Below are 23954 nucleotides of genomic sequence, written 5' to 3' on the forward strand. Positions count from 1 at the left end.
TAGTCCGCTGTAAAAATCCTTTTGTCAGAGAGTTGTCATAAAATAAAAATAAATATTTGAACAATAAGAACGTATCGGTAAATGTCAAAGAGAGTTTTAATAAAAACCTCGGTTGATGATGAAAAAAAGTTTTTTTAGTCATTTCTTTTTCCGGTTGCAGAATTGATCGCAGAAAATTGCTGGTCAGCCAGTGGTTCCAAATTTTCGGAGTTTGCCAGGGGCCGTTTCGATATTCAGGACGGGGCTGCCTCCGCAGAAATACATAATACGTGAGTATCAATCGGGGAGGGCTGCCCTTGCGGCTGTTCGTTTGTTCTGTCACCGGGTTGATGGCTCGCTCAGAAATAACTTCCCATTTTAAGCGCCGATACATCCTCTGCCTGGCTGCGTTACGAAAGCTCGGAATATGCTTGATATTCCTGCACTTTCGTGCTTTGCCAGACAGGCGTCTTAACACTTAAAATTGCGAATTTATTTCTGAGCGAGCCCTAAGCAGAAAATCGGCTGTGGGTGTGGATGTCAATGACGTGTTATCAGGCCCGCAACAAGTATTCAGGATTTGTCAGTCATTGAATCCGGTCAAAGGACCTTATGATCAAGCCCGATCTTGTCAACCGTAAAGTCTGTAAACGGAGAGCTCAAAATCATTGTTTTGCCGGGGGGGGTGTTTTTCGTTTTCTGGGGGGATACGGCCGTCTTGTTTTTGCCCCGGTGCGTCGTCTTTTCTGTAGATCGGATACGGGCCTTTGTCGTTTCCTCACAGGTTCGGGTGGTGGTTCCAGAAGTTTTGCATCCGGATATTCGCAGGGCAGCGGTTTTTTAAGAAACGCTTCGATGCCAGGAATACAGAAAGAATCATACTCACATGCAAAGCTGATGGATGTGCCGGTGCTGCCGGCCCGTCCGGTCCGTCCGATCCGATGGACATAATCCTCGGGGTCCTCCGGCAGATTAAAATTGATGACAAGACTGATCTCGTCCACGTGGATTCCTCTTGCCGCCACGTCTGTAGCCGCAAGAACACGGATTTTTCCGGATTTGAAGTTATCCAGAACTCTGATCCGCTTGTCCTGTGAAACTGCACCGGACAGAAGATCGCAGCTCACGTTATACGTTTTGAGCTTTTCCATGAGATCACGTGCCTGATCACGGCGGTTGGCAAAAACAAGCACCCGGTCATGGGTTTTTATCAGATTATACAGGAGTGGAAATTTTTCATCGGAGGTGACAATATACACCACCTGGTGAATGCTATCAGCGGCAACGGTTTCCGGCTCAATTGCAACACTGAAGGAATCCTTTGTCCACTGACTGGCCAGCCGTTCCACTTCAGGGGAAATGGTGGCACTGAAGAACATGGTCTGCCGTTTTCCCCTTGGCGGCGTACTGGAAATAATCTGGCGGATATCTGAAATAAAACCCATGTCAAGCATTCTGTCAGCTTCATCGATGATCAGTATTTCAATCCGGCTTAAATCGATGATTTTCTGCTGTTGAAAATCAATCAGGCGTCCGGGCGTGGCCACAATGATGTCCACTGTTTTTTCGCGCAGTATTTTTTTTTGTTTTTCATATCCCATCCCGCCGAAAACGGCTAGCGTAAGGCTTCGGGTATATTTTTCCAGAGAAAACGCATCCTGCTCAATCTGAAGCACAAGTTCCCGGGTGGGGGCGAGAATCAGAGCCCTTGGAACCCCCGGGCGTCGGTTTCCTCTGATCGGGTTATGAAATATCCGGGTCAGGATGGTAATGAGAAAAGCAGCGCTTTTTCCGGTGCCGGTCTGAGCCTGTCCTGTGGCATCCTGTCCCAATATGGCTTTTGGAAGGATTTCAGCCTGGACAGGGGTACAATACTGAAATTTCAGGTCTGCGATGGCATGCATGATGCAGACCGGCAGATTCAGATCGTGAAACCGGGTCCTGCCTTCCGCCGGCGGGACGTTAAACTGTGAGATGTCCCACCTCGGCTTTTTTTTCCGTCGCGTCTGTAGCGGTTTAAGGAAGGTGTCTTCGGTTTTGGTCGATGAAGATTCGCCTGAAGGCTTCTGGGGAATTTTCTGATGTTGATCCGATTTTTTACTCAAAATTAAACGAAAAAAATTTAAAATTTTTTCTATCAAATTGCCCCTCTTTCCGATAATTTTATTCAAAATTATTATTTATACTATCTGCGCGCTTCTTTAAAGTCTTTTTTAGCCATTTTTCTGATAAAATCGGTAATTTAATTTTTTTTAGCACGAATTTCAGGCCCGGGCAATGGCGTGTGGCTCCGGATATGACAGCGTTAGTCCGTTGTCCGTCGTTTCAGCCGCGCGCCCGGGCTTAAATTCCGGCCGTAGGACTTTTTCATAACGTATCCCATTTGCCCCCCCTCATCTACTGAAAACTCTTGACAATTCGTTCGGCAATACATAGCTTATAAAACGTTTTTATAAGTATATGCTCATAGGAAGGTGGCTTGATGCGACCCCGTAAACATAGGATAGTCGGGTATAGCCCTGAAATAAATTATTTTAAACCCAAAGGCGTTCAGCTGTCGATTCTTTCCGAAGTGCATCTGACCGTTGATGAGCGGGAAGCCTTGAGGCTGGCTGATCTGATGGGGATGTCCCATGAAGACGCAGGCCATCGCATGGGGGTGTCCAGAGCAACGTTCGGAAGAATTGTTCAGCGTGCGCGAAATGCCGTAGCCGATGCACTGATCAACGGCAAAGCCATTCGTATTGACGGAGGCGTTTATGAGCTGACCGGTGACGGGCGCCAGATGGAATGTGTCGGTTGCCATCATAAATGGGAAGAATCCATTTCAGTAAAACAGCTCGTGAAATGTCCGTCTTGTGAGGGAGATCATATTCATCGAATTGAGCGGAAAATCTGATCCGGAATGCGGACCTCACCCGATGGTTGTGATTCATTGACCGCTTTGATATGGCGTCGTAATCAATGGGAGAGATTTATTTTTCAATTTGGGCGATACAATTGTCAAATATACAAATTCAGCGTAGGAGAGGTAGAAAATGCAGCAGAACAATGCAGGTGGATGCGGTTCATCCGGACCGATGAAAGAGCAGATTAATGCTCAGACGATTCAGAAGGCGGCCGTAGATCGGTCATTGGGAAAAATCAAAAATAAATTTCTCGTCATGAGCGGCAAAGGCGGAGTAGGCAAGAGCAGCACTTCGGTCAACCTGGCCATTGCGCTGTCCAGAAAAGGTTATCAGGTCGGAATTATGGACGTGGATATGCATGGCCCTGATGTGCCGAGGATGCTGGGACTTTCTGGCGATGTACTCATAACCGAGGAGCATAAACTGATTCCCGTCAATTATTCCGATCATCTGAAAGTTATTTCCATAGAATCTATTCTGCCCAATAAGGATGATGCCATTATCTGGCGCGGTGCCATCAAATATAATGCGATCCAGCAGTTTATCGGAGATGTGGCATGGGGTGATCTGGATTTTCTCATAATTGATTCACCCCCCGGTACCGGGGATGAACCCTTGACCATAGCGCAGACCATAACCGATGCCAGGGCGATCATTGTGACCACCCCCCAGGAAGTATCCCTTGCTGATGTGAGAAAATCCATTAATTTCTGTAAGCGGGTAAATCTGGAAATATTCGGTCTGATTGAAAATATGAGTGGCTTTACCTGTCCCCACTGCGGCGTTGAGTTGGAGCTGTTCGGCAGCGGCGGCGGACAACGTACAGCTGAGCAGACCAAAATTCCCTTTTTGGGAAAAATTCCGTTTGATCCGGGAATGGTTTCCTGCGGTGATTCCGGCACGTCGTATCAGGAAAAATTTGAAGGCTCTGAGACTTCAAAGGTGTTCGCAGTTATCGCAGAAAAAATGGCCGAATTGATCTGACAGGGGTTACATGAGAGTACACACCGCCGTGTTGCTTTATTGTGATATTGCGGTGCGGTGTGTCATCTTTCTGATTCTATTTACAGTTCAGGGCCACGGCAAAAATAAATTGCATCCGCCTTGGCTGAATTTTTATCCGTCTTTCTCGTTGTATCGAAGTGCACATACAACAAGTCTGCATAGCTTGATAGGCCTTGACGACGAATAAAAAAACAGCGAAATTTTTGCACAGTTTGTTTTTGTCGAGGCCTGAAGAACAATTGCCTTTAACCAATCTGCAGACTATATTGCTACCAGCTGCTCACGATGTTATTTCCTATGAATATTACGGTTACAACACTTGTCGAGAATACGGTTCCTTCCGGGAAAAAAGGTCTTATAGGTGAGCATGGCCTGTCCTTTTTTATTGAAACCGGGCGTCAGACACTTTTGTTTGATACCGGACAGGGCCGTGGGCTTTTGAATAACGCGGCGGTTCTGGATCTTGATCTAAATTCGGTTGATACGGTTGTACTCAGCCACGGCCACTACGATCATGCAGGGGGGGTACCGGCATTTGCAGGGTTGAATAAACGGTTTACCTTAATTGCTCACCCTGCCGTATACGATGATAAACTGATAAGGGATAAAACAGCGTTTAGAAATATCGGAATGCCATTTGATCAACAGTATCTTCAGGACAGGAACTGTAAGCTCAGGCTCGAAAAAGCCTCCGTTGAAATTTGTCCGGGAGTGATGACGACCGGCGAGATTCCCATGGTGACCGATTTTGAAGCCGTTGAATCCGGTTTCTATATCCGAAAACAAGGCAGGGTAATACCCGATCCGATGGCCGATGATCAGGCCCTGATACTGGATACTCCAAAAGGTCTGGTGGTTGTACTGGGCTGCAGTCACAGGGGAATTATCAATACATTGGAACATGTGCTGACATTAACCGGCCGTCAGCGCATCCATGCGATCATGGGAGGGCTGCATCTGGGAAATGTATCGGATGCCGGATTAACGTCTGTCGTTGAATCTCTCCGGAAATTTAAAATAATGAAAATGGTGGTCGGCCATTGTACGGGAATGAGGGCCATCATTCGCCTTTTCAATGAATTTCCGGGAAGCGTAACGGTAAATACGGTTGGCCACACCATGGTATTTTAAGGGCCGGGTTATAAATTTCGGCCACGTTGCCGCGGGACTTCGCGGTCATACTTCGGAACTGTGGCCGAAATTATGACCCGGCCCTGTTTTTTTCTAACCGGTCATGAGTTTCTTGATTTCTATTAGCAACTATTTTATAAATATGAATAGATACTCTTCCGAATGACTTTTCCGTACAAAAAGGATGATCTTCCAGGTTTCGTAATCTCCGGCACTGATAATGCGTGCGTCATACGGCATTTTTATTGATGCGCCTGCCTTCTTTATTGTGTCAGCATATGGTTGGCATACACCTCCAGAAGTGACGTAATATATTGAATTTGTGGTTGATTGAAGAGTTAAGGAATTGAATGAATGGTTATGATGAAACATCACCCTGATTTGAGTGTGGATATTGGAGGCATACAGCTTGCCAACCCGGTAATGACGGCATCGGGTACATTCGGGTATGCCAGTGAATTTGAACCGTTTATGGATCTGAACCGTCTGGGAGCCGTTATCGTAAAAGGCCTGTCCCTTTATCCGTCAAAAGGAAATCCGGCTCCCCGGATCGTTGAAACGCCTTGCGGTATGCTCAATGCCATCGGTCTTGAAAATATCGGCATAGATGCATTTATCCGAGAAAAGCTGCCGTTTCTCAGGCGGTTGTCCGTTCCGCTGATCGTTAACATTTATGGAAGAAGCATTGAGGAATATACCCGCCTGGCATCGCGTATCAATGATACCGAGGGAATAGCGGGGATTGAGGTCAATATCTCATGCCCCAATGTCAAGGCCGGAGGCATTGCCTTCGGGGTTGATCCGGATCTGGCCGGCCGCGTGGTCAAATCCGTCAGGGCCGCTATCACCCGACCGGTGATGGTCAAGCTTTCTCCGAATGTGACCGATATTGTCGAAATTGCTCAACGCGTTGAGGATGCCGGCGCCGATGCGCTGTCTTTGATTAATACCCTTACCGGCATGGCCATCGATATTCACACCCGTCAGCCCAGGCTTGCCAATATTACCGGAGGGCTTTCAGGCCCTGCCATCAAACCGGTGGCGGTTCGGATGGTATGGCAGGTAGCCCGGCAGGTCCATATCCCCGTCATCGGCATTGGCGGCATTATGACAGCCGATGATGCATTGGAGTTTTTTCTGGCCGGCGCGTCTGCCGTACAGGTGGGTACGGCAAATTTTATTAATCCTCATGCGACCGTGGATATAGTGGAAGGCATTGAGGCATATCTGATGAAATACGGCATGTTAAGTGTAAAAGAGATGATAGGTAAATTGGAAATCCGCTCTTAATCCCTTTATATCGGTGAAAGGAGAGACACATGATGTTTGAAGATTTTCAGGCCGTTATCGATTTTGCCATTGAAAAGGAAGTTGAGGCAGCCGCTTTCTATGATCAGGCCAGCGATGAGGCATCTTTTTCAGGGGCCAGAAAAATGTTGAAAACGTTTGCCAGTGAAGAACGAAAACACAAGACCATGCTTGAAAACATCGGAAGCCAGGCCATCTCGGACTACAAGTTTGAAACGATAGCCAACCTGAAGCGAAGTGATTTTCTGGTGGAGTTGGAATACGAGAAGGGAATGAATTATCGGGATATTCTCAGGGTCGGAATGAAACGGGAAGAAAATTCCCGGAATATGTATCTGGAGCTGGAGAAACATGCCCATCAGGAAGTCGTGAAAAATCTTTTTCATATTCTGGCCCAGGAAGAGGGCAAGCATAAACTGAAACTCGAAACCCTGTATGATGACTTCATGGCCGAGTCAGGCGACTAACCCTTCAAAAATCCCCCCTTAATCCTCATATCTTGAGAAATTGAGGGGGGATTTCAGACCTCATCAGCACCCAGTCCGGCTTTTTCATAAATTATACACCGTAAACCGTGCCCCTTGACCCAACGGACGGACACGGGGGGCCGCCCCTACGTTCGTACTTTCATAGATCAATAGTTGTTTTTATCCTGTACCTTAACCCTTTCCCCCTATACCCTTTCCCCTTATACCTTATACCCCATACCCCATACCCCTTTTTTTACATCTCCCTGTGCCCGACGACCGGATGGGATTTGAGATATTCCAGCCGGTTGAGTCCGTTGATATATGCCTTGGCGCTTGCCGTAATGATATCCGGATCAGCCCCCTTGCCGATGGCGATCAGACCGTTTTCGCGCAGCCGGACGGTAACCTCGCCCTGCGAGTCCGTACCACCGCTCAAGGCGCTGATGGAAAATCTCAACAGTTCCGACTCAGTGCCTGCCAGTTTGGCTATGGCATTAAAAGCCGCATCAATGGGTCCGTTTCCATAACCGGCCCCTTGAACGGACCGATCGTTTATGGACAGTTTGACACTGGCCATGGGCAGTACCGTAGTGCCGCTGGCAACATGAAGGTATTCCAGACGGAACGTGTCCGCGGTCCTCAGGATTCCTTCAGAAATAATTACTTCCAGATCTTCATCCAGAATGTACTTTTTCCGGTCGGCCAGGTCCTTGAATTTGATAAATACCTGTTTGAGTTCCTCTTTGCTCAGGTCATATCCCAGTGTTTTTAAGTGGTCGTCCAGCGCGTGTCTTCCGGAATGTTTACCCAGAACCAGGCGGTTTGTGCTGATGCCTACCGTTTCGGGTTTCATGATTTCATAGGTCATGGGATTTTTGAGTACCCCGTCCTGATGGATGCCTGCCTCATGGGCAAAGGCGTTGTATCCGACGATGGCTTTATTGGGTTGCACCATGATACCGGTGGTCATGCTCACCAGTCGGCTGGTGGGATAAATCTGCTCGGTCTGGATGCCGGTTGACAGCGGAAACCGGTTGCCTCTGGTGTGCAGAGCCATGACCAGCTCTTCAAGAGACGTGTTTCCGGCGCGCTCTCCAATCCCGTTAACGGTGACTTCCGCCTGCCTTGCACCGGCGCAGATGGCCGATAGCGTATTGGCGGTCGCCAGCCCCAGATCATTGTGGCAGTGAACGCTGACGATGGCTTTATGAATATCAGGGGTGTGGGCCATGACATATTTTATCAGTTCCGCAAATTCACTCGGGACAGCATAGCCGACCGTATCGGGCAAATTGACGGTGGTGGCGCCGGCGGCTATAGCGGCTTCGAAAATTTTACAGAGAAAATCCCGGTCAGTTCTCGATCCGTCCTCAGCAGAAAATTCGACATTTCCGGTAAACGTTCTGGCATATTTTACCGCATCTACGGCCGCCTGAACCACTTCGTCCCGGGACATGTTCAGTTTGTATTTCATATGAATATCCGAGGTGGCGATAAACGTATGGATTCTGGGCTTTTCTGCGTGACAAACCGAACCCCATGCCTGGTCAATATCTTCTTTTCGCGTTCGGCACAATGCCGCTACCTCTACCTGTTTGATTCTTGCCGCAATTTCTGCGACCGCTTCGAAGTCTCCTTCAGATGCCGCAGGAAATCCGGCTTCCATGATATCAACCCCGAGTTTTTCCAGCTGGATGGCCACGCGGACTTTTTCAGCCGTATTCATACTGGCCCCGGGGGATTGCTCCCCGTCTCTTAACGTGGTGTCAAAAATATATACTCTATCAGTCATTGTTTTGCTCCTTTAAATGTAACAAATTAAACGCGGTCAATCGAAACAAGTCGGCATGGGTGTATACGATTTCATGGCCGGTATCGGTTTTCATGACGTTGCCGGGTGAAAAAGTGAAACCGTGTTTTGACCAAAGGATTTACAGCAGCCGTAGTAAAGCGGAAAGGCCGGCCGCCCGGCCGTCTTTTTTTGCGGAAGGCAAAACAATGAGCATGGACCGCAGGGCGGGAGAAACATGAAACCCTGCGGCGTTATTCCAGGCCTTTTGTTGATTCGAGAAGTGGTTCATAATGTGCTTTCCAAGCCAGTTTGGTTATAAAAATCTGACAACCCTCTGAAAGACGTCTCCTGCAGCGAAGCGCCCATTATTCCAGTTTGGATAATTTGTACTGGAAACTGTCTGCCAGCGCATGCCAGCTGGCTTCGATGATGTCCTCAGAAACGCCGATGGTACTCCAGATATGATCCTGATCTCTGGATTGGGCCAGTACTCTGACCTTGGCAGCGGTTCCATCCCGTCCATCGATTACGCGGACCTTGAAATCCACCAGGTGCATGGTAGCAATATCCGGAAAGAATTTGTCCAGCGCTTTTCGCATGGCGTTGTCCAGGGCGCTGACAGGTCCAAGACCTTCAGCCGCTGTGATTTCCTCCTGTCCCTCGACGGAAATTTTGATGGTGGCATGGGACGAGCACGGCAGGTCTTTGTCTTTTTCAATCGTGACCCTGAACGATTTAAGTTCAAACAGGGGCTTGAACTGTTGGGTATACTTTTGCAGCAGAATTTTAAACGAACCGTCTGCCGCATCAAACTGATATCCATTTTCTTCCAGCTGTTTGATTTCTGAAACGATTTTCCGGCTGTCATAGCCGTTGGCCCCGAGTTCGATTCCAAGTTCCCTGGCTTTGTATTCCACATTGCTCTTGCCGGCCAGATCCGACATCAGTACCCGACGTTTATTGCCGACAAGGTCCGGGGTGGTGTGCTCATAGGTTCTGGGGTTTTTCATGACGGCGCTGACATGAATGCCGCCTTTATGGGTAAATGCGCTCCGGCCTACAAAGGGCCTTGAATTCAAGGGGATCATGTTGGCAATTTCACTGACAAACCGGGAAAGGCTTTTAAGCTTTTTCAGATTCGTTTCCGAAATGCACGGGCAGTCCATCTTCAGTTTCAAAACAGGAATGATGGAGGTCAGATCCGCGTTTCCGCAACGTTCTCCATAGCCGTTTATCGTGCCCTGTACCATGACCGCTCCGGATTTGACCGCTGAAATGGAGTTGGCCACGGCCAGTCCGCAATCGTTGTGGGCATGAATGCCGATGTTGACCGGCAGGTGATCCGGTTCAGCGCCGAACCTCTCCGGGATGCTGCCGCATACCTCGCCGATAATGGTTTCTATCTCAAAGGGCAGGGTGCCGCCGTTGGTATCACAAAGGACAATGAAGTCGGCCCCGCCCTCTATGGCGGCATACAGGGTTTCAAGCGCATAATCCCGGTTATGCTTATACCCGTCAAAAAAATGTTCCGCGTCGTAGATGACCTCTCGGTCATGATGCTTTAAAAAACCGACCGTATCGCGAATCATTGCCAGGTTCTCTTCCAGCGTGTTTTTCATGATCTCTTCGACATGAAGATCCCAGCTTTTTCCGAAAACAGTCAAGGCCGGTGCCCCGCTTTCCAGCAGCGCCGTTAAATTTTTATCTTCGGCTGCCGGGATGCCGGGCCTTCGGGTAGCGCTGAAAGCGGTTAAACGGGCATTTTTGAATCGAATATTGCGGGCCTGTTCAAAAAAACGCTGATCTTTGGGATTGGAACCGGGCCATCCCCCTTCAATATAATGAATCCCAAGGTCATCCAGCCGCTGAGCGATCATTAATTTTTCTTCGACTGTAAAACATACATTTTCTCCCTGGGTTCCATCCCGTAAGGTGGTATCAAACAAATAGATCGGTTCCATATGTCTCTTTCTCCTGATCGGATTGACCGGCCGGATATGCGATGAAGCGGTTGAGCGGATAAGCTGTCAGGAATCAGCAGAAAATCCTGGCCGCTTATCCGCTCATTAGCCCGAGTGGCTTCTCATATCCTTGCTGCGCGAATTGAGCCGCTCTTATTTATTTCGGTTTTCAGGCCTGAGTGCCCGGACCGCGGCTCCGGTCCGCCACATTTCAGAATTTTTAATCGCAGCCAGTTCTTTATCCAGTTTTTCACGATAATCCGGTGAACTGTTGACATCGAGTACCCGTTGGGTTTCTTTTCCCGTTACCACGCTGTCATACAGGTCATCAAATACCGGAACCACAGCGTCCCTGAATTTCGGCGCCCAGTCCAGCGCCCCTCTTTGGGCCGTGGTGCTGGTGGCGGCAAACATCCAGTCCATGCCATTTTCAGCCACCAGCCGGATCAGACTCTGCGTCAGTTCCTCAACAGTTTCATTAAAGGCTTCGCTGGGGCTGTGACCATTTTTTCTCAATACATTGTACTGGGCTTCCATGACGCCGGCCAGACAGCCCATTAAAACACCCCGTTCTCCGGTCAGGTCACTGTGTACTTCCTTTTCAAATGTCGTGGAGAACAGGTACCCGGAGCCGATCGCAATTCCCATGGCCAGCGCACGATCCTTGGCTTTTCCGGTATAGTCCTGAAAAACGGCAAAACTGGAATTAATGCCGCTTCCATTGAGAAAGTTTGTCCGGACGCTTTTGCCTGAGCCTTTGGGCGCTGCCAGAATCACATCCACGTTGGCCGGTGGGATGATGCCGGTCTGATCTTTGTACACGATTGAAAATCCGTGTGAAAAATACAGCGCATCGCCTTCGTTGAGATATTTTTTGAGCGTAGGCCAGAAGGCCATCTGACCGGCATCGGAGAGAAGATATTGAATGACGGTTGCTTTCCGTGCGGCCTCTTCCAGCGGAAACAGGGTTTTGCCGGGAACAAAACCGTCTTTAACCGCGTGGTCCCACGATTTGCTGTTTTTTCTCTGTCCCACGATGACGTTAAATCCGTTGTCTCTCATATTCAGCGACTGGCCGGGGCCCTGGATTCCATAGCCCAGGACGGCAATCGTTTCATTTTTCAGAACCTCTTTCGCCTTTTCAAGAGGAAACTCCTCAGAAGTAATCACCTCTTCAATAACGCCTCCAAAATCGATATTTGCCATGTTTTTCTCCTTATTCCTTATATCTGTTGTTATCTGTTATCGGACATATGTCCTTTGTCCTTTGTCCTTTGTCCTCTGATCTCTGACCTCTGTCACTTCACTTCGCTTCCCGGAACAGAGCGATAATCCCGGTCCGGGCGATTTCCTTGATTCCTATGGGTTTTAAAAGACTGAGGATTGCCGACAGCTTGCTCTGATCTCCGGTGATTTCAAGCGTATAATGATCCGTTCCCACGTCGACGACCCTGCACCGGAAGATATCGACAATTCTGAGGATTTCAGCCCGGTTTTCGGGTTTGGCTTTGACCTTGATCAACACCATTTCCCGTTCCACGTACTCGGTTCCGGTCAGCTCATGGACTTTAATCACATTCACAAGCTTGTTGAGTTGTTTTTTAATCTGTTCAACCAGCGGCGGATTGGCCTGGGTCACTATGGTAATTCTTGAAACTCCGGCCTCTGTCGTTTCTGCGACGCACAGGCTTTCAATATTATAGCCTCTTCCGCTGAATAAGCCGATGATTCGTGACAGCACGCCAGCTTCATTGTCCACAAGAATGGAAAGTATATTTTTTTCTTCTGTCATATCGAATATCCTTACATTACACCAGAAGCATTTCGGTAATCGGAGCACCTGCCGGCACCATCGGATAGACACATTCTTCCGGTTCGATGATAAAATTCATAATCACAGGCTTAGGGCAGGCCAGACCCTGCTCGAGAACCGATTTTACCTCATCGGGTTTTTCAGCCTTAAATCCCACCGCACCGAACGCTTCAGCCAGTTTGACAAAATCAGGCGTATGATCCATTCTGGTGCTGGCATATCGCTTGTCATAAAACAATTCCTGCCATTGCCGAACCATTCCCAGATACCCGTTGTTCAGAATGACCACCTTTACGGGAAGGCCGTATTGAACCGCTGTGGCCAGTTCCTGAATGTTCATCTGTATGCTTCCGTCACCGGCAATATCGACAACCAGCTGCTCCGGACAGGCAATCTGAGCGCCGATGGCTGCCGGCAGTCCAAAGCCCATACAACCCAGACCCCCGGATGTAATAAAATGATCCGGCTGGTCAAAATGATAATACTGGGCAGTCCACATCTGGTTCTGGCCGACTTCAGTGGTGATGATGGCTTTTCCGCCGGTCAGTTCATACAGCGTTTCGATCACATATTGCGGTTTGATCCTGTCGCTCAGGCAGTAGGCCAGCGGGTTGGTATCCTTCCACACCTTAATCTGATCCATCCAGTCTTTTCGGGTGGCCGTCAGATCTCCGAGCTTGACCTCATCGATGAGCTGGTTCAGGTACTGCAGGCTGATTTTACAATCGCCTACCACCGGAATTGTCACGTGAACGTTTTTCCGGATGGAGGTCGGATCAATATCAATCTGGACAATTTTTGCCTGGGAGGCAAACGAATCGGTTTTTCCGGTTACCCGATCGTCAAACCGGACGCCGATACCGATGAGCAAATCACATTCGGATGTAGACATGTTGGCCCGGTAGGTGCCATGCATGCCCAGCATCCCAAGCCATAACGGATCGGTAGCCGGAAAAGCCCCCAGCCCCATGAGGGATGCGGTAACCGGAATCCGGGCTTTTCGGGCAAATTCAGTCAGCTCCCCGGATGATTTCGACAGGATGACACCGCCGCCGGCAAAGATAACCGGCCTTTTGGCCTGCTGAATCAGTTCGATGACCTTCTGAAGCTGCTTTTTATTCGGTTTATAATTCGGATTGTAGGATTGCAATTTAATTTTTTTGGTAGATGTGTAATTGATGGAATTTTTAATCACATCTTTAGGCAGATCTACCAGAACCGGCCCGGGTCTGCCGGATCGGGCGATATAGAACGCTTCCCTCAAGACCCTCTGCAAATCCTCGGTATTTTTGACCAGATAATTATGCTTGGTACAGGGACGGGTAATACCCACAATATCGACTTCCTGAAAGGCGTCATTTCCGATCAGATGGGTCGGAACCTGGCCACAGAGAATGACCATGGGAACCGAATCCATATACGCGGATGCGATTCCGGTAACGGCATTGGTGGCTCCGGGTCCGGAGGTTACCAGGCAGACGCCCACACGACCGCTGGCTCTCGAATATCCGTCCGCGGCATGAGCCGCCGCCTGCTCATGGCGAACCAGAATATGGCGGATATCGGTCCGTTCCAGTTCATCATATATGTCGATGGTTGCGGCACCCGGATATCCGAAAATCGTATCCACGCCTTCTTCTTTGAGCACTTTCATTAAAATTTGTGCGCCGGTTAGTTTCATGCTGGTTGTATTCCTTATCTGTTTTTCCAGGCGGGAGTTGTCAGTCGCCTGTTCCCAGTCCTGATCTCGTTCTGTTTGTCTGGTACTCCCTGCTGATTTGACCCATCTCTCATTTGACCACAGCCCCTTCATTGGCCGATGACACCATCCGGGCGTATCTGCCCATGTAGCCGTGAGTTATTTTTGCCGGCGGCGGGGTCCAGGCAGCCAATCGATCATTTATTTCCTGATCCGGCACGTTCAGCCGGATAGTCTTTGAAGGGATATCGATGGAGATCAGATCACCTTCCCGGACAGCGGCTACAGGGCCTCCCTGCATGGCTTCCGGTGAAATATGGCCGATGGCCGCACCTCGCGTGCCACCGGAGAACCGTCCATCCGTGAGCAATGCGACATGCGCGTCAAGGCCCATTCCGGCAATCGCCGATGTGGGCGTGAGCATTTCACGCATGCCCGGTCCGCCCATCGGACCTTCATAGCGGATGACGATGACATCTCCTTTTTGAATCCGGCCGGCCATAATCGCCTCTGTCGCTTCTTCCTCTGACTCAAACACTCTGGCAGGGCCTTGATGCTGAAGCATTTCATCCCTTACCGCCGATTGTTTGACCACACATCCCAGGGGGGCCAGATTTCCGAATAAAACAGCAAGGCCGCCTTGCGCATGATACGGATTTGCAATGGGCCGGATAACATCGGTATCGAGAATGGGGCAGTGCCGTATGTTTTCCCCGGCAGTTTTTTCCGTCACCGTCATGCAGTCGGTATGGATCAGACCGGCACCCGAAAGTTCGTTCATCACCGCACTGATGCCGCCGGCGTAGTGCAGATCAACCAGATGGTCTTTGCCGCCGGGACTCAACGAACACAGATGCGGCGTTTTCCGGCTGACGTCGTTGATCAGATTCAGATCGATCGTAATTCCGGCTTCCCGGCCGATGGCCGGAAGATGGAGCACCGTGTTGGTGGAGCAACCCAGCGCCATATCTACGGTCAGCGCGTTCATGAATGCGTTGTCCGTCATGATTTTTTTAGGGGTGATCTGATGCTCCAGCAGATGAAGGATTTGCATGCCCGCCTGTTTGGCCAGACGGATTCGGGCGGACATGACCGCTGGAATGGTCCCGTTGCCGGGCAGCGCCATGCCAATCGCTTCAGTCAGACAGTTCATGGAATTGGCTGTAAACATGCCGGCACAGGAACCGCAGGTCGGGCAGGCCGCATCCTCAATGGCGGCCAGCTGGTCTTCGGTCATCTGGCCAGAGCGAACGGCTCCGACCGCCTCAAATACCGAGATCAGATCGATTTTTTCATTGCCTTTTTTCCCGGGATACCTCCCCGGCAGCATGGGGCCACCGCTGATGACAATGGCGGGGATATTTATACGGGCAGCGGCCATCAACATGGCCGGCACGATTTTATCACAGTTGGGTACCAGTACCAGAGCGTCAAAGGCATGGGCGGTTGCCATGACTTCAACCGAATCGGCGATCAGCTCGCGGCTGGCCAGTGAATATTTCATGCCGACATGATTCATGGCAATGCCGTCGCAGACGCCGATGACTCCGAATTCGACAGGCGTTCCACCTGCCATGTAAACCCCGGCTTTTACCGCTTCAACGATTTTATCCAGATGGACGTGACCCGGAATCACTGCGTTTGCGGAATTGGCAATACCGATAAGCGGCCGGTTGATTTCCGTATCGGTATAACCGATGGCCTTAAACAAAGAACGGTGTGGTGCCCTTTCAATCCCTTTCTTGGCAATGTCGCTTTTCATCTTTTTCCCTTCCCATAAAAAAAATCCGCTATCTGCTTCGGAGAGAGCGGATAACGGATTTGATGTTCAGATGACAGAAGTTAGTTTAAGCCATTATCAAGCCTCTTCCCCGCAGCAGCTGATTAGAACCGCCACGAGGCTAATAATAACGACGCTAAGTATGAGGGTGACAATGATTGCTGTATTCATAGTTTTTACATGTGTACTTCATTTGAATATTAATAATTCCTGCTTGTTTAACAAGCCGGCCTGTGCTTGTCAAGCCATTTCTCTGAATCCGCATTCTTTATTCAGACAAAGAATGCATGTGCCGGCCTTTTTGGTCGTTTTTTCAACCAGAAACTCGGCGCCGCACTGCGGGCATTTTCGGGGAATCGGTTTTTCCCAGATGGCAAATGTGCAGTCCGGATAACGGTTGCACCCGTAGAAAATTTTTCCGCGTTTGGAGCTTTTCTGAACCAGTTTCCCGCTGCAACCGGGTTCAGGACAATTGACACCGGTATCCTCACCCTGGCCGTTTGAACTCATAGACCGGGCGTTTTTACAGTCCGGGTAACCGCTGCATGCTAAAAATTGACCATACCGCCCCGTTTTAATCACCATCGGTTTTCCGCATTTTTCACATATCTGATCTGAAACCTGATCCGGCGGGGGCTCAATCAGTTGAAAATTGCCTTTTTCATCCCGGAGGTAATTGCCGGTGAACGTACATTCCGGATAGCTGCTGCAGGCGATAAAGGCACCGTTCCGACCCATTTTTATATGAAGTGTCGCCTTGCATTTCGGACATTTCAGAGGGGTTGGCACTCCGACGCCTTTGACACTGAGCATCCCTTCGGTTGCAGCATCCAGTTCCGTTTTGAACGGAGTATAAAATCGTGTGAGCACCTGACAGGTGTTTTCTTCGGCAGATTCCAGCTTGTCCAGATCGTCTTCCATCTTTGAAGTGAAATCCACGTTTAAAATATCGGGAAAACTTTCAACCAAAAGGTCATTGACAATAAAGCCCAGTTCATTGGGTCTGAAATAGTTTTTCATCAGGTCCACATACCCTTTATCGCGTATGGTGGATAAAATGCTTGCATAGGTGCTGGGCCGTCCGATGCCGTTTTCCTCGAGTTCTTTCACAAGGGAGGCTTCAGAGAATCTCGGGGGAGGGGCGGTAAAATGCTGTTTCGGGACGAGCTGATTCAGCTTCAGCACCTGACCCTTTGAAAGCGGTGGCAGGGGGCCTTTGTCTTTTTCCATCTCGCTTTCTGCTTTGGCATCCTCGGACAGGTACAGTATCATAAACCCCGGAAACGCAACCGTGGAACCACTGGCGGTCAATTCGCAGTCATCGGTTTTGATCAGTACGGAGTTCTGGTTGATGAGGGCCTGTTTCATCTGAGAGGCGACAAAACGCTGCCATATAAGGGTGTATAATGCCAACTGGTCCTTATTCAGATGAGGCGCCACCTGCTCCGGCGAGTTCAATACGGATGAGGGCCTTATACATTCATGGGCGTCCTGTACTTTTTTTCGATTTTTGAATTCTCTGGGTTTGTCGATGACATAATCATTGCCATACTGACTTCGTATCCACTCCAGCGCTTCTAATGCCGCTTCTGACGCAATGCGGGTGGAGTCGGTTCGCATATAGGTGATCAGCCCCACCGGTTCGCCGGGTCCGAGGTCAATGCCTTCATAGAGCTGTTGGGCGATGATCATGGTTTTTTTTGCGGAAAATCTGAGTTTTCGTATCGATTCCTGCTGGAGCTTGCTGGTGGTAAACGGGGGCATGGGATTACGTTTTGTTGTCTTGCTGATAATTTGATCAACCGTAAAGGGTTGATCGGCCAGCGCTTTGACAATGGTATCCGCGCTGAGTTGATCGGTGATTTTAATTTTTTTGCCGTTTTTCCGGACCAGCTTTGCCGTAAATTCCGGCGGCGCAGCGCCTTCAAGATGTGCGGTGACTGACCAGTATTCTTCGGGTTCAAACGCCTGAATTGCCCGTTCCCGTTCACAGATGATCCGAACGGCCACGGACTGGACCCGTCCGGCGCTCAGCCCCCGTTGAACTTTTTTCCACAGCAGGGGAGAAATTTGATAACCCACCAGCCGATCCAGAATCCGGCGCGCTTTTTGCGCCTCATATTTATGTTCGTTCAGCGGCTCGGGGGATGAAATCGCTTCATGAATGGCATTGCGGGTCAGTTCGTGAAACAGAACCCGATGAAATTTTCTTCCTTTTTTTTTCAATACATCTGCAGTATGGAATGCGATGGCTTCGCCTTCGCGGTCCGGGTCAGGGGCAAGAAAGATTTCAATGGCGCTGCCGGCCGCTTTTTTCAGCAAGGATATGATCTTCTGCTTCCCGGGAATCGTTTCATACTGGGGCTTGAACCCCTGTTCGATATCGATGCCGATTTCCTTTGACGGAAGGTCCATGATATGACCCACCGTTGCCACAACATTATAGCCATCGCCGAGATATTTTTTTATGGTTCTGACCTTTGTAGGTGATTCAACTACCACAAGTGGTTTATCCAAAGCTTTCCCCTCTTACAATATATGTCAGTCGCGAAAACTCAGTCGCGAGTCGAGATTTAAAGACAGATGTCAGAAATCAGAAGACAGAAATCAGAAGACAGAAATCAGAGGTCAGAGGTCAGAGGCCAGAGAACTGACGACTGTTTTTTTCGTTTACCTGCTGAAACACTCTGTATTTACGGCCAGATTTTAGCAGCCATCAGCTGTTTTCCCTCTTATACCTATATCATTTACCGTGACCCCTGCACTAATTCTTGTTCCTTTGGCCCGACGGGCGGACACGGGGGCCCGCCCCTGGGATAATGAAAATCAATCTTAACCCGGCTTTTGGGTATTATTCCATTTCTGTTCAGCGTAAGCTCGAATCTGAATGCTGAATGCTCAAAAATATCAGCCGGTTTGCCCTGTTGAGCTTTCAGCTTGGTGATAATTTTCAAAGCAAAAATTGGGTCAGCATGGATGATTTTCATCACCCTACACCCTTTACCCCTTAACCATTTCGCGCCAAAGAAAAATAATTCCCCTCAGACTGGTGAACCATTCCTTTCAGCTCCAGCTGAAGCAATACGCCCTGAAGTTTTCCCGGCGTAAGGGCTGATTTGCAAATAAGATCGTCGATATGGACAGGATAGGCCTCAAGGCATTCGAAAACCATTGATTCATCAGCTGACAGGTCAGGAAGTCCAGGGTGCGGATGGGCATTGTCTGATTTCATACCGCTATGATCGGTTACATCAATAATATACGCGATTTCTTCGAGAATGTCATGTGCTGTTTCGACCAGCTTGGCTCCCTGCTTGATGAGGCTGTGGGTGCCTGAACTTTTCATGGAATGGATACTGCCCGGAACTGCGAACACTTCCCGGTTCTGCTCTGCGGCCAAACGGGCTGTGATCAGAGAGCCGCTTTTTCTGGCAGCTTCAATGACCACCGTGCCCAGCGACATGCCGCTGATGATGCGATTTCGTGCGGGAAAATGATATGCTTCGGGCTCTGTCAGCAGTGGCAGTTCTGAAACTACCGCCCCGTTTTCAGCAATTTTGTGAAATAATTTTGTGTTTTCTGCCGGATAAATACGGTCCAGACCGCTTCCAAGCACTGCAACCGTTTGTCCCCCGGCCATGAGTGCGCCGTGATGAGCTGCGGTATCAATCCCCCGGGCCATGCCGCTGACAATCGTCAAATCGTGACGGGCAAGCGCCATGCTCAGGTCTCTGGCCGACGCCATACCATATGTGGTCGCCTTTCTTGCGCCCACAACCGCGATGTTTCGAATGGTTTTTTTCAGCGTACCGTACACATATAAAAACGGTGGCGGATCATAAATTTCCCGTAATCGGGGAGGATAAACATCATCGGTCAGGGTGATGACCTGATAGCCTTTTTTCTGAATCAGATCCATTTCTTTTTTGATATGATCCGGCAGGCTATGTCGGTTGATTCCGGAAACAAGCCGATGCGTTATCCCCTCAACCTGAATCAGCTCGTCATATGACGCGTTGAGAGCTGACTCCGGGGATCGAAAACGATCGATCAGCCGTTTAAAGAGCAGATTGCCGATACCCGGAACGCTTTTCAGCGTAAACCATGGCAGTATTTTTTCCATATCCCTGAAGTTACCTGATTCGCTTCAATTTCAATTCGGCCTTTTCAGCAGCCGATGAAAACGGGTATGATTTGATCACTTCTTTAAAATAATACTTCGCTTTGGGTGGATCATCAAGATTCAGATACGTATATCCGACTTTCAGCATAGCGTCAGGCGCTTTCCCACCGCGGGGATATGTATCGATCACTTTTTTAAAAAAGGCAATGGCCGCTGAAAATTTTTTTTGAGAGTATAAACATTCCCCGGACCAGTATAAGGCATTGTCGATGAGATCGTGGGCCGGGTAATGTGCGATGAATGAATTAAACATTGACAGTGCTGACGCATAATCATTGCGTTTATACGTCGATAAGGCCTCGTCGTAAAGTTGCTGCGGCGCCCTTGCCGGTTCAGCAACAGATTTGACGGCAGGGGATGGTGGTGGAGAGGCTGCGGGCAATGATGATAATCTATCTGTCGTGACGGTATCCGTTTCATCCATGTTTTCAGCCGGTGAGAAAACGGGCTGAGTTTCAGCCACGGCCAGGGGCTGTCGCGCCTGCTGAACGTTGCATTTTTCCAGGTCATGGATCGTTTTCTGATGATTATCGAGCATGAACTGCATGACCGACATCCGGTGATAGATTTCCTTGATTTTTTGATTCGTCTCATCTGCCTGATTTTGAAGGACCTGCAGCTCGTTATCGTCAGTTGCCGGTGCCATGGCGCACGCTGACAGGCATATGCCGGCGAACGCTAAAACGCCTGCTATTTTAATAAACTGCCTCATGAAGCTTCCTCTTGTCACACTGAATCTGCTGATCTGGACACCTATTTTTTCTCCTTGTTTTGCCAGGCCAGCAGAATGGGGCTTGCCACGTATATGGACGAGTAGGTTCCGATCACCACACCGACAAGCATGGCAAATGCAAAGTCGTGGATGATTCCGCCGCCGAGCACAAACAATGCCAGCACAACGATAATAGTTGTCCCTGACGTGAGCAGGGTTCGGCTCAAGGTTTCATTGATGCTTTTGTTGATAATCGTATCCAGGGGTAGCTTGTTGTGCTTTCTCATGTTTTCGCGTATGCGGTCAAATACGATGATCGTGTCGTTTAATGAATAACCGATAATGGTCAACAGCGCGGCGATAATCGGCAAAGAGAATTCTTTATCGAAAATCGAGAAAATTCCCACCGTAATGATGATATCATGGATCAGTGCAACAATGGCTCCCATGGCATATTTGAGTTCAAGAAACCAGAACAGCACCAGTGATAAGATCAATGCCGTGCCAATCAAAAACGGGATGCTGACCTTAAACAGGGTAAAGAAATACACGGCAGCCATGAGGGCGGCGGCCATGATGCCACTCAACATCCATTTTAATTCAAACCGGCCGGAGATGTAGATCGTGATAAACAGCAGTGCGTAAAACATGGCAAAAAGGGCTTTTTCCTGCAGGTCTTTGCCGACCTGGGGCCCGACCATTTCGATTCGTCGAATTTCAACATCGGTTCCAGTCGATGATTTCAGCGCCTGCTGAAGCGTATCGGAATAATTTTCGTCCGTATCGGTTATGTCGGTATGAATAAGAAATTCATTGGTATTCCGTTCACCGAACGATTGAACAGAGGATTTTTCCAGTCCGATGGATTTGAGGCCCGATTTGATATCACCGATGGTTGCAGCCGTGCTCAATTTAATCTGAATGACGGTTCCACCTGCAAAATCGATTCCATACTTGGGTCCCTGATGAATGATCAGAGATACGATTCCGGCAAGGATCATAAGCATGGAAAAGGTAAAAGCGATTTTTCGTTTTTCTATAAAATTTATATGAATACCGGGTTTAATAAGCTGCATGAGTGAGATCCTTAATCCTTATATTATACGCTTATTTTCTTTGGCGCCGTTATATGCTCAATGTTCGGGTTTTCCGTTTCAACAGCAAATAATCAAAAATCATCCGTGTAACAATCAGCGAAGTAAACAGGCTGGAAATCACACCCAGACTCAGGGTTACGGCAAATCCTTTCACCGGCCCTGTCCCGAATTGGAACAGCACCAGTGCGGCAATCAGCGTTGTGACGTTTGCGTCAAGGATGGTAAGGGTGGCACGCTGGTAACCGGTATCAACCGCGGCCCGCGGAGATCGGCCTACGGCCATTTCCTCTCTGATACGTTCAAAGATGAGCACATTTGCATCTACGGCCATACCGATGGTCAAAATGATTCCAGCAATGCCCGGTAACGTCAGCGTTGCCTGGAACGCGGCCAGTCCTGCTGCAATGAGAATAATATTCATGAACAAAGCGACATCGGCAATCAAGCCTGACAGTCTGTAATAGAGGACCATGAAGGCCACCACAAGAATGCCGCCAACAATCATGGACATCAACCCTTTTCGAATGGAGTCCGCTCCCAGAGAGGGGCCGACCGTACGCTCTTCTATGACCTGAACCGGTGCCGGCAACGCGCCCGCGCGGAGGACGATGGCAAGGTCATGGGCTTCTTCCGGTGAAAAATTTCCTGTAATACGGGCCGATCCGCCGGATATTTTTTCCTGAATAACCGGTGCCGAATATACTTTATTGTCCAAAACGATCGCCAGCCGTTTTTTCACATTTTCTTCGGTAATCCGTTCAAACAGGCGAGCGCCCTTTTTGTCAAAATCAATGGACACATAGGGCTCATTGTACTGAGAGTCAATCTGAACCCGGGCATCGGTCAGATAGGCCCCGGTCAGCAGGGTTCCTTTTTTCAGCAGGTAAGGAACTTTGATTTCGCGTGATGTGGCAGGGTCGACTTTGATTTCATACAGAATCTGGCTGCCCGGGGGGACATTGCCCTTGAGCGCCGCATTGACATCATGCGTATCATCCAGGAGCTTGAATTCAAGAATCGCTGTTTTGCCAATGATATCTTTGGCTCTTTTTGTTTCCTTGACCCCCGGCAGCTGAATCAGGATTCGATTTTCTCCCTGACGACGGATATCCGGTTCATTGACTCCGAACTGGTCTATACGGTTTCTGATCGTCTCAAGCGCCTGATCCGCGGCCAGTTTTTTGATTTGGATTGTTTCTCTGTCAGGCAGGTCCATTGTGATGTGGATCTGTCCGCTGTCCGGGACAGTGGAAATCAGACGCAACTGTTTGAATTCCTTGCCAAGAATCTGGTCAAATGACTGTTTGCTGTCTTCAGGGATTTGAACGGATATTTTATTACCGTCTACCCGGTCAATGCCGGTGTACCGGATATGTTCTTTCTTAAGACTGTTGCGCAGCTCCTGGCTGATTCGTTCCACAGTACTTTCCACGGCCTTTTCCGTGTCGACTTCGAGGGCAAGATGCATACCTCCCTGCAAGTCAAGTCCGAGGTTGATTTTTTTGTGGGGCCACAGGGCCGGATTTACCGTTGGCATGATATGAATAACTGCCGCAACAGTGATTAATAAAACAATAATATGTTTCCAAGAAAGAGTCTTCACTGATCCGTTCCTTTCCGCAAAGATCTTATAGAGCTGTTTTCCCGTATGACCCGCTGGAAGAAGCCATTAAACGCAATCTGTGTTCGTGCCGTTTGAGAGGCACAGCCTTTGCCAGCCTGATGCTTTCGGTTATTTGATTTTATACATCTTTTTTTTCGGAGGTGTCTTCTTTTGCTGCGGGTGCAGGCTGAAGTAATGAGGAGACATTGCCCCTGGAGATCTTTATGCGGACTTTATCAGCTACCTCTATGGTCATAACCGTTTCATCCACTGACGTGATACGTCCATGAATGCCTCCGGATGTAACAATCCTGTCGCCTTTTTTCAGGTTTTTAACCATATCAGCGTGGGCCTTGTTCTTTTTCTGCTGAGGTCTGATCAGCAGAAAATAGAAAATGGCAAACATCAGAATAAGAGGAATGAATGCTCCAAATCCACCTTGAGCGCCTTGAGCGCCTCCCTGGCCCATTGCGTAAGCGATTCCTGTCAAGATAAACCTCCTTTAGATAATA

At 49.0% G+C, this 23954-nt stretch carries 18 protein-coding genes; 5 read left to right on the top strand and 13 right to left on the bottom strand.

Annotated elements, in window-relative coordinates; genetic code table 11:
- Window positions 1-644 precede the first annotated feature (644 nt).
- Window positions 645-2120, bottom strand: a complete 1476-nt coding sequence (locus PHQ97_08035; GenBank protein MDD4392675.1) for a DEAD/DEAH box helicase — start codon at window positions 2118-2120, stop codon at window positions 645-647.
- A 341-nt stretch (window positions 2121-2461) separates the two neighbouring features.
- Between PHQ97_08035 and PHQ97_08040 the strand changes: the two genes are divergently transcribed.
- The 5 genes from PHQ97_08040 to PHQ97_08060 all read left to right on the top strand — a co-directional run bounded on the left by PHQ97_08040 (window position 2462) and on the right by PHQ97_08060 (window position 6799).
- Window positions 2462-2878: a DUF134 domain-containing protein gene (locus PHQ97_08040; protein MDD4392676.1), complete on the top strand. Its 417-nt coding sequence runs from the start codon at window positions 2462-2464 to the stop codon at window positions 2876-2878.
- A gap of 139 nt (window positions 2879-3017) precedes the next feature.
- A complete protein-coding gene (locus PHQ97_08045; GenBank protein MDD4392677.1) occupies window positions 3018-3872 on the top strand; it encodes an Mrp/NBP35 family ATP-binding protein in 855 nt (284 codons plus the stop codon).
- Window positions 3873-4190: 318 nt separating this feature from the next.
- Window positions 4191-5024, top strand: a complete 834-nt coding sequence (locus PHQ97_08050; protein MDD4392678.1) for an MBL fold metallo-hydrolase — start codon at window positions 4191-4193, stop codon at window positions 5022-5024.
- 363 nt (window positions 5025-5387) lie between these two features.
- The gene (locus PHQ97_08055; protein MDD4392679.1) at window positions 5388-6314 is read left to right on the top strand and encodes a dihydroorotate dehydrogenase; all 927 of its coding nucleotides are present in this window, start codon (window positions 5388-5390) and stop codon (window positions 6312-6314) included.
- Window positions 6315-6343: 29 nt separating this feature from the next.
- The gene (locus PHQ97_08060; protein ID MDD4392680.1) at window positions 6344-6799 is read left to right on the top strand and encodes a ferritin family protein; all 456 of its coding nucleotides are present in this window, start codon (window positions 6344-6346) and stop codon (window positions 6797-6799) included.
- Between the two features lie 256 nt (window positions 6800-7055).
- Here PHQ97_08060 and PHQ97_08065 read toward each other — a convergent pair whose 3' ends face one another.
- From PHQ97_08065 to yajC, 12 genes are all read right to left on the bottom strand, one after another.
- Window positions 7056-8594: a 2-isopropylmalate synthase gene (locus PHQ97_08065; GenBank protein MDD4392681.1), complete on the bottom strand. Its 1539-nt coding sequence runs from the start codon at window positions 8592-8594 to the stop codon at window positions 7056-7058.
- A 365-nt stretch (window positions 8595-8959) separates the two neighbouring features.
- Window positions 8960-10555: a citramalate synthase gene (cimA, locus tag PHQ97_08070; GenBank protein ID MDD4392682.1), complete on the bottom strand. Its 1596-nt coding sequence runs from the start codon at window positions 10553-10555 to the stop codon at window positions 8960-8962.
- Between the two features lie 153 nt (window positions 10556-10708).
- A complete protein-coding gene (ilvC, locus tag PHQ97_08075) occupies window positions 10709-11761 on the bottom strand; it encodes a ketol-acid reductoisomerase (protein ID MDD4392683.1) in 1053 nt (350 codons plus the stop codon).
- Window positions 11762-11858: 97 nt separating this feature from the next.
- Window positions 11859-12347 (bottom strand): acetolactate synthase small subunit, encoded by a 489-nt coding sequence (gene ilvN / locus PHQ97_08080; GenBank protein ID MDD4392684.1) that lies wholly within the window; start codon window positions 12345-12347, stop codon window positions 11859-11861.
- Between the two features lie 16 nt (window positions 12348-12363).
- Window positions 12364-14049 (bottom strand): biosynthetic-type acetolactate synthase large subunit, encoded by a 1686-nt coding sequence (gene ilvB, locus PHQ97_08085; GenBank protein MDD4392685.1) that lies wholly within the window; start codon window positions 14047-14049, stop codon window positions 12364-12366.
- Between the two features lie 109 nt (window positions 14050-14158).
- A complete protein-coding gene (gene ilvD, locus PHQ97_08090; GenBank protein MDD4392686.1) occupies window positions 14159-15829 on the bottom strand; it encodes a dihydroxy-acid dehydratase in 1671 nt (556 codons plus the stop codon).
- A 258-nt stretch (window positions 15830-16087) separates the two neighbouring features.
- Window positions 16088-18364 carry a type I DNA topoisomerase gene (topA, locus tag PHQ97_08095; GenBank protein ID MDD4392687.1) on the bottom strand — a complete coding sequence of 759 codons (2277 nt, stop codon included), beginning with the start codon at window positions 18362-18364 and terminating at the stop codon, window positions 16088-16090.
- Window positions 18365-18854: 490 nt separating this feature from the next.
- Window positions 18855-19970, bottom strand: coding sequence for a DNA-processing protein DprA (dprA, locus tag PHQ97_08100; protein ID MDD4392688.1), 1116 nt, complete (start codon window positions 19968-19970; stop codon window positions 18855-18857).
- A 10-nt stretch (window positions 19971-19980) separates the two neighbouring features.
- Window positions 19981-20742, bottom strand: a complete 762-nt coding sequence (ybgF, locus tag PHQ97_08105; protein ID MDD4392689.1) for a tol-pal system protein YbgF — start codon at window positions 20740-20742, stop codon at window positions 19981-19983.
- 41 nt (window positions 20743-20783) lie between these two features.
- The gene (gene secF / locus PHQ97_08110) at window positions 20784-21818 is read right to left on the bottom strand and encodes a protein translocase subunit SecF (protein MDD4392690.1); all 1035 of its coding nucleotides are present in this window, start codon (window positions 21816-21818) and stop codon (window positions 20784-20786) included.
- A 49-nt stretch (window positions 21819-21867) separates the two neighbouring features.
- Window positions 21868-23442: a protein translocase subunit SecD gene (gene secD / locus PHQ97_08115; protein MDD4392691.1), complete on the bottom strand. Its 1575-nt coding sequence runs from the start codon at window positions 23440-23442 to the stop codon at window positions 21868-21870.
- 139 nt (window positions 23443-23581) lie between these two features.
- Complete coding sequence (gene yajC, locus PHQ97_08120; protein ID MDD4392692.1) at window positions 23582-23932, bottom strand: preprotein translocase subunit YajC; 351 nt, start codon at window positions 23930-23932, stop codon at window positions 23582-23584.
- Window positions 23933-23954 lie beyond the last annotated feature (22 nt).

It is taken from the genome of Desulfobacterales bacterium (genome assembly GCA_028704555.1).
Classification (GTDB): Bacteria; Desulfobacterota; Desulfobacteria; order Desulfobacterales; family JAQWFD01; genus JAQWFD01.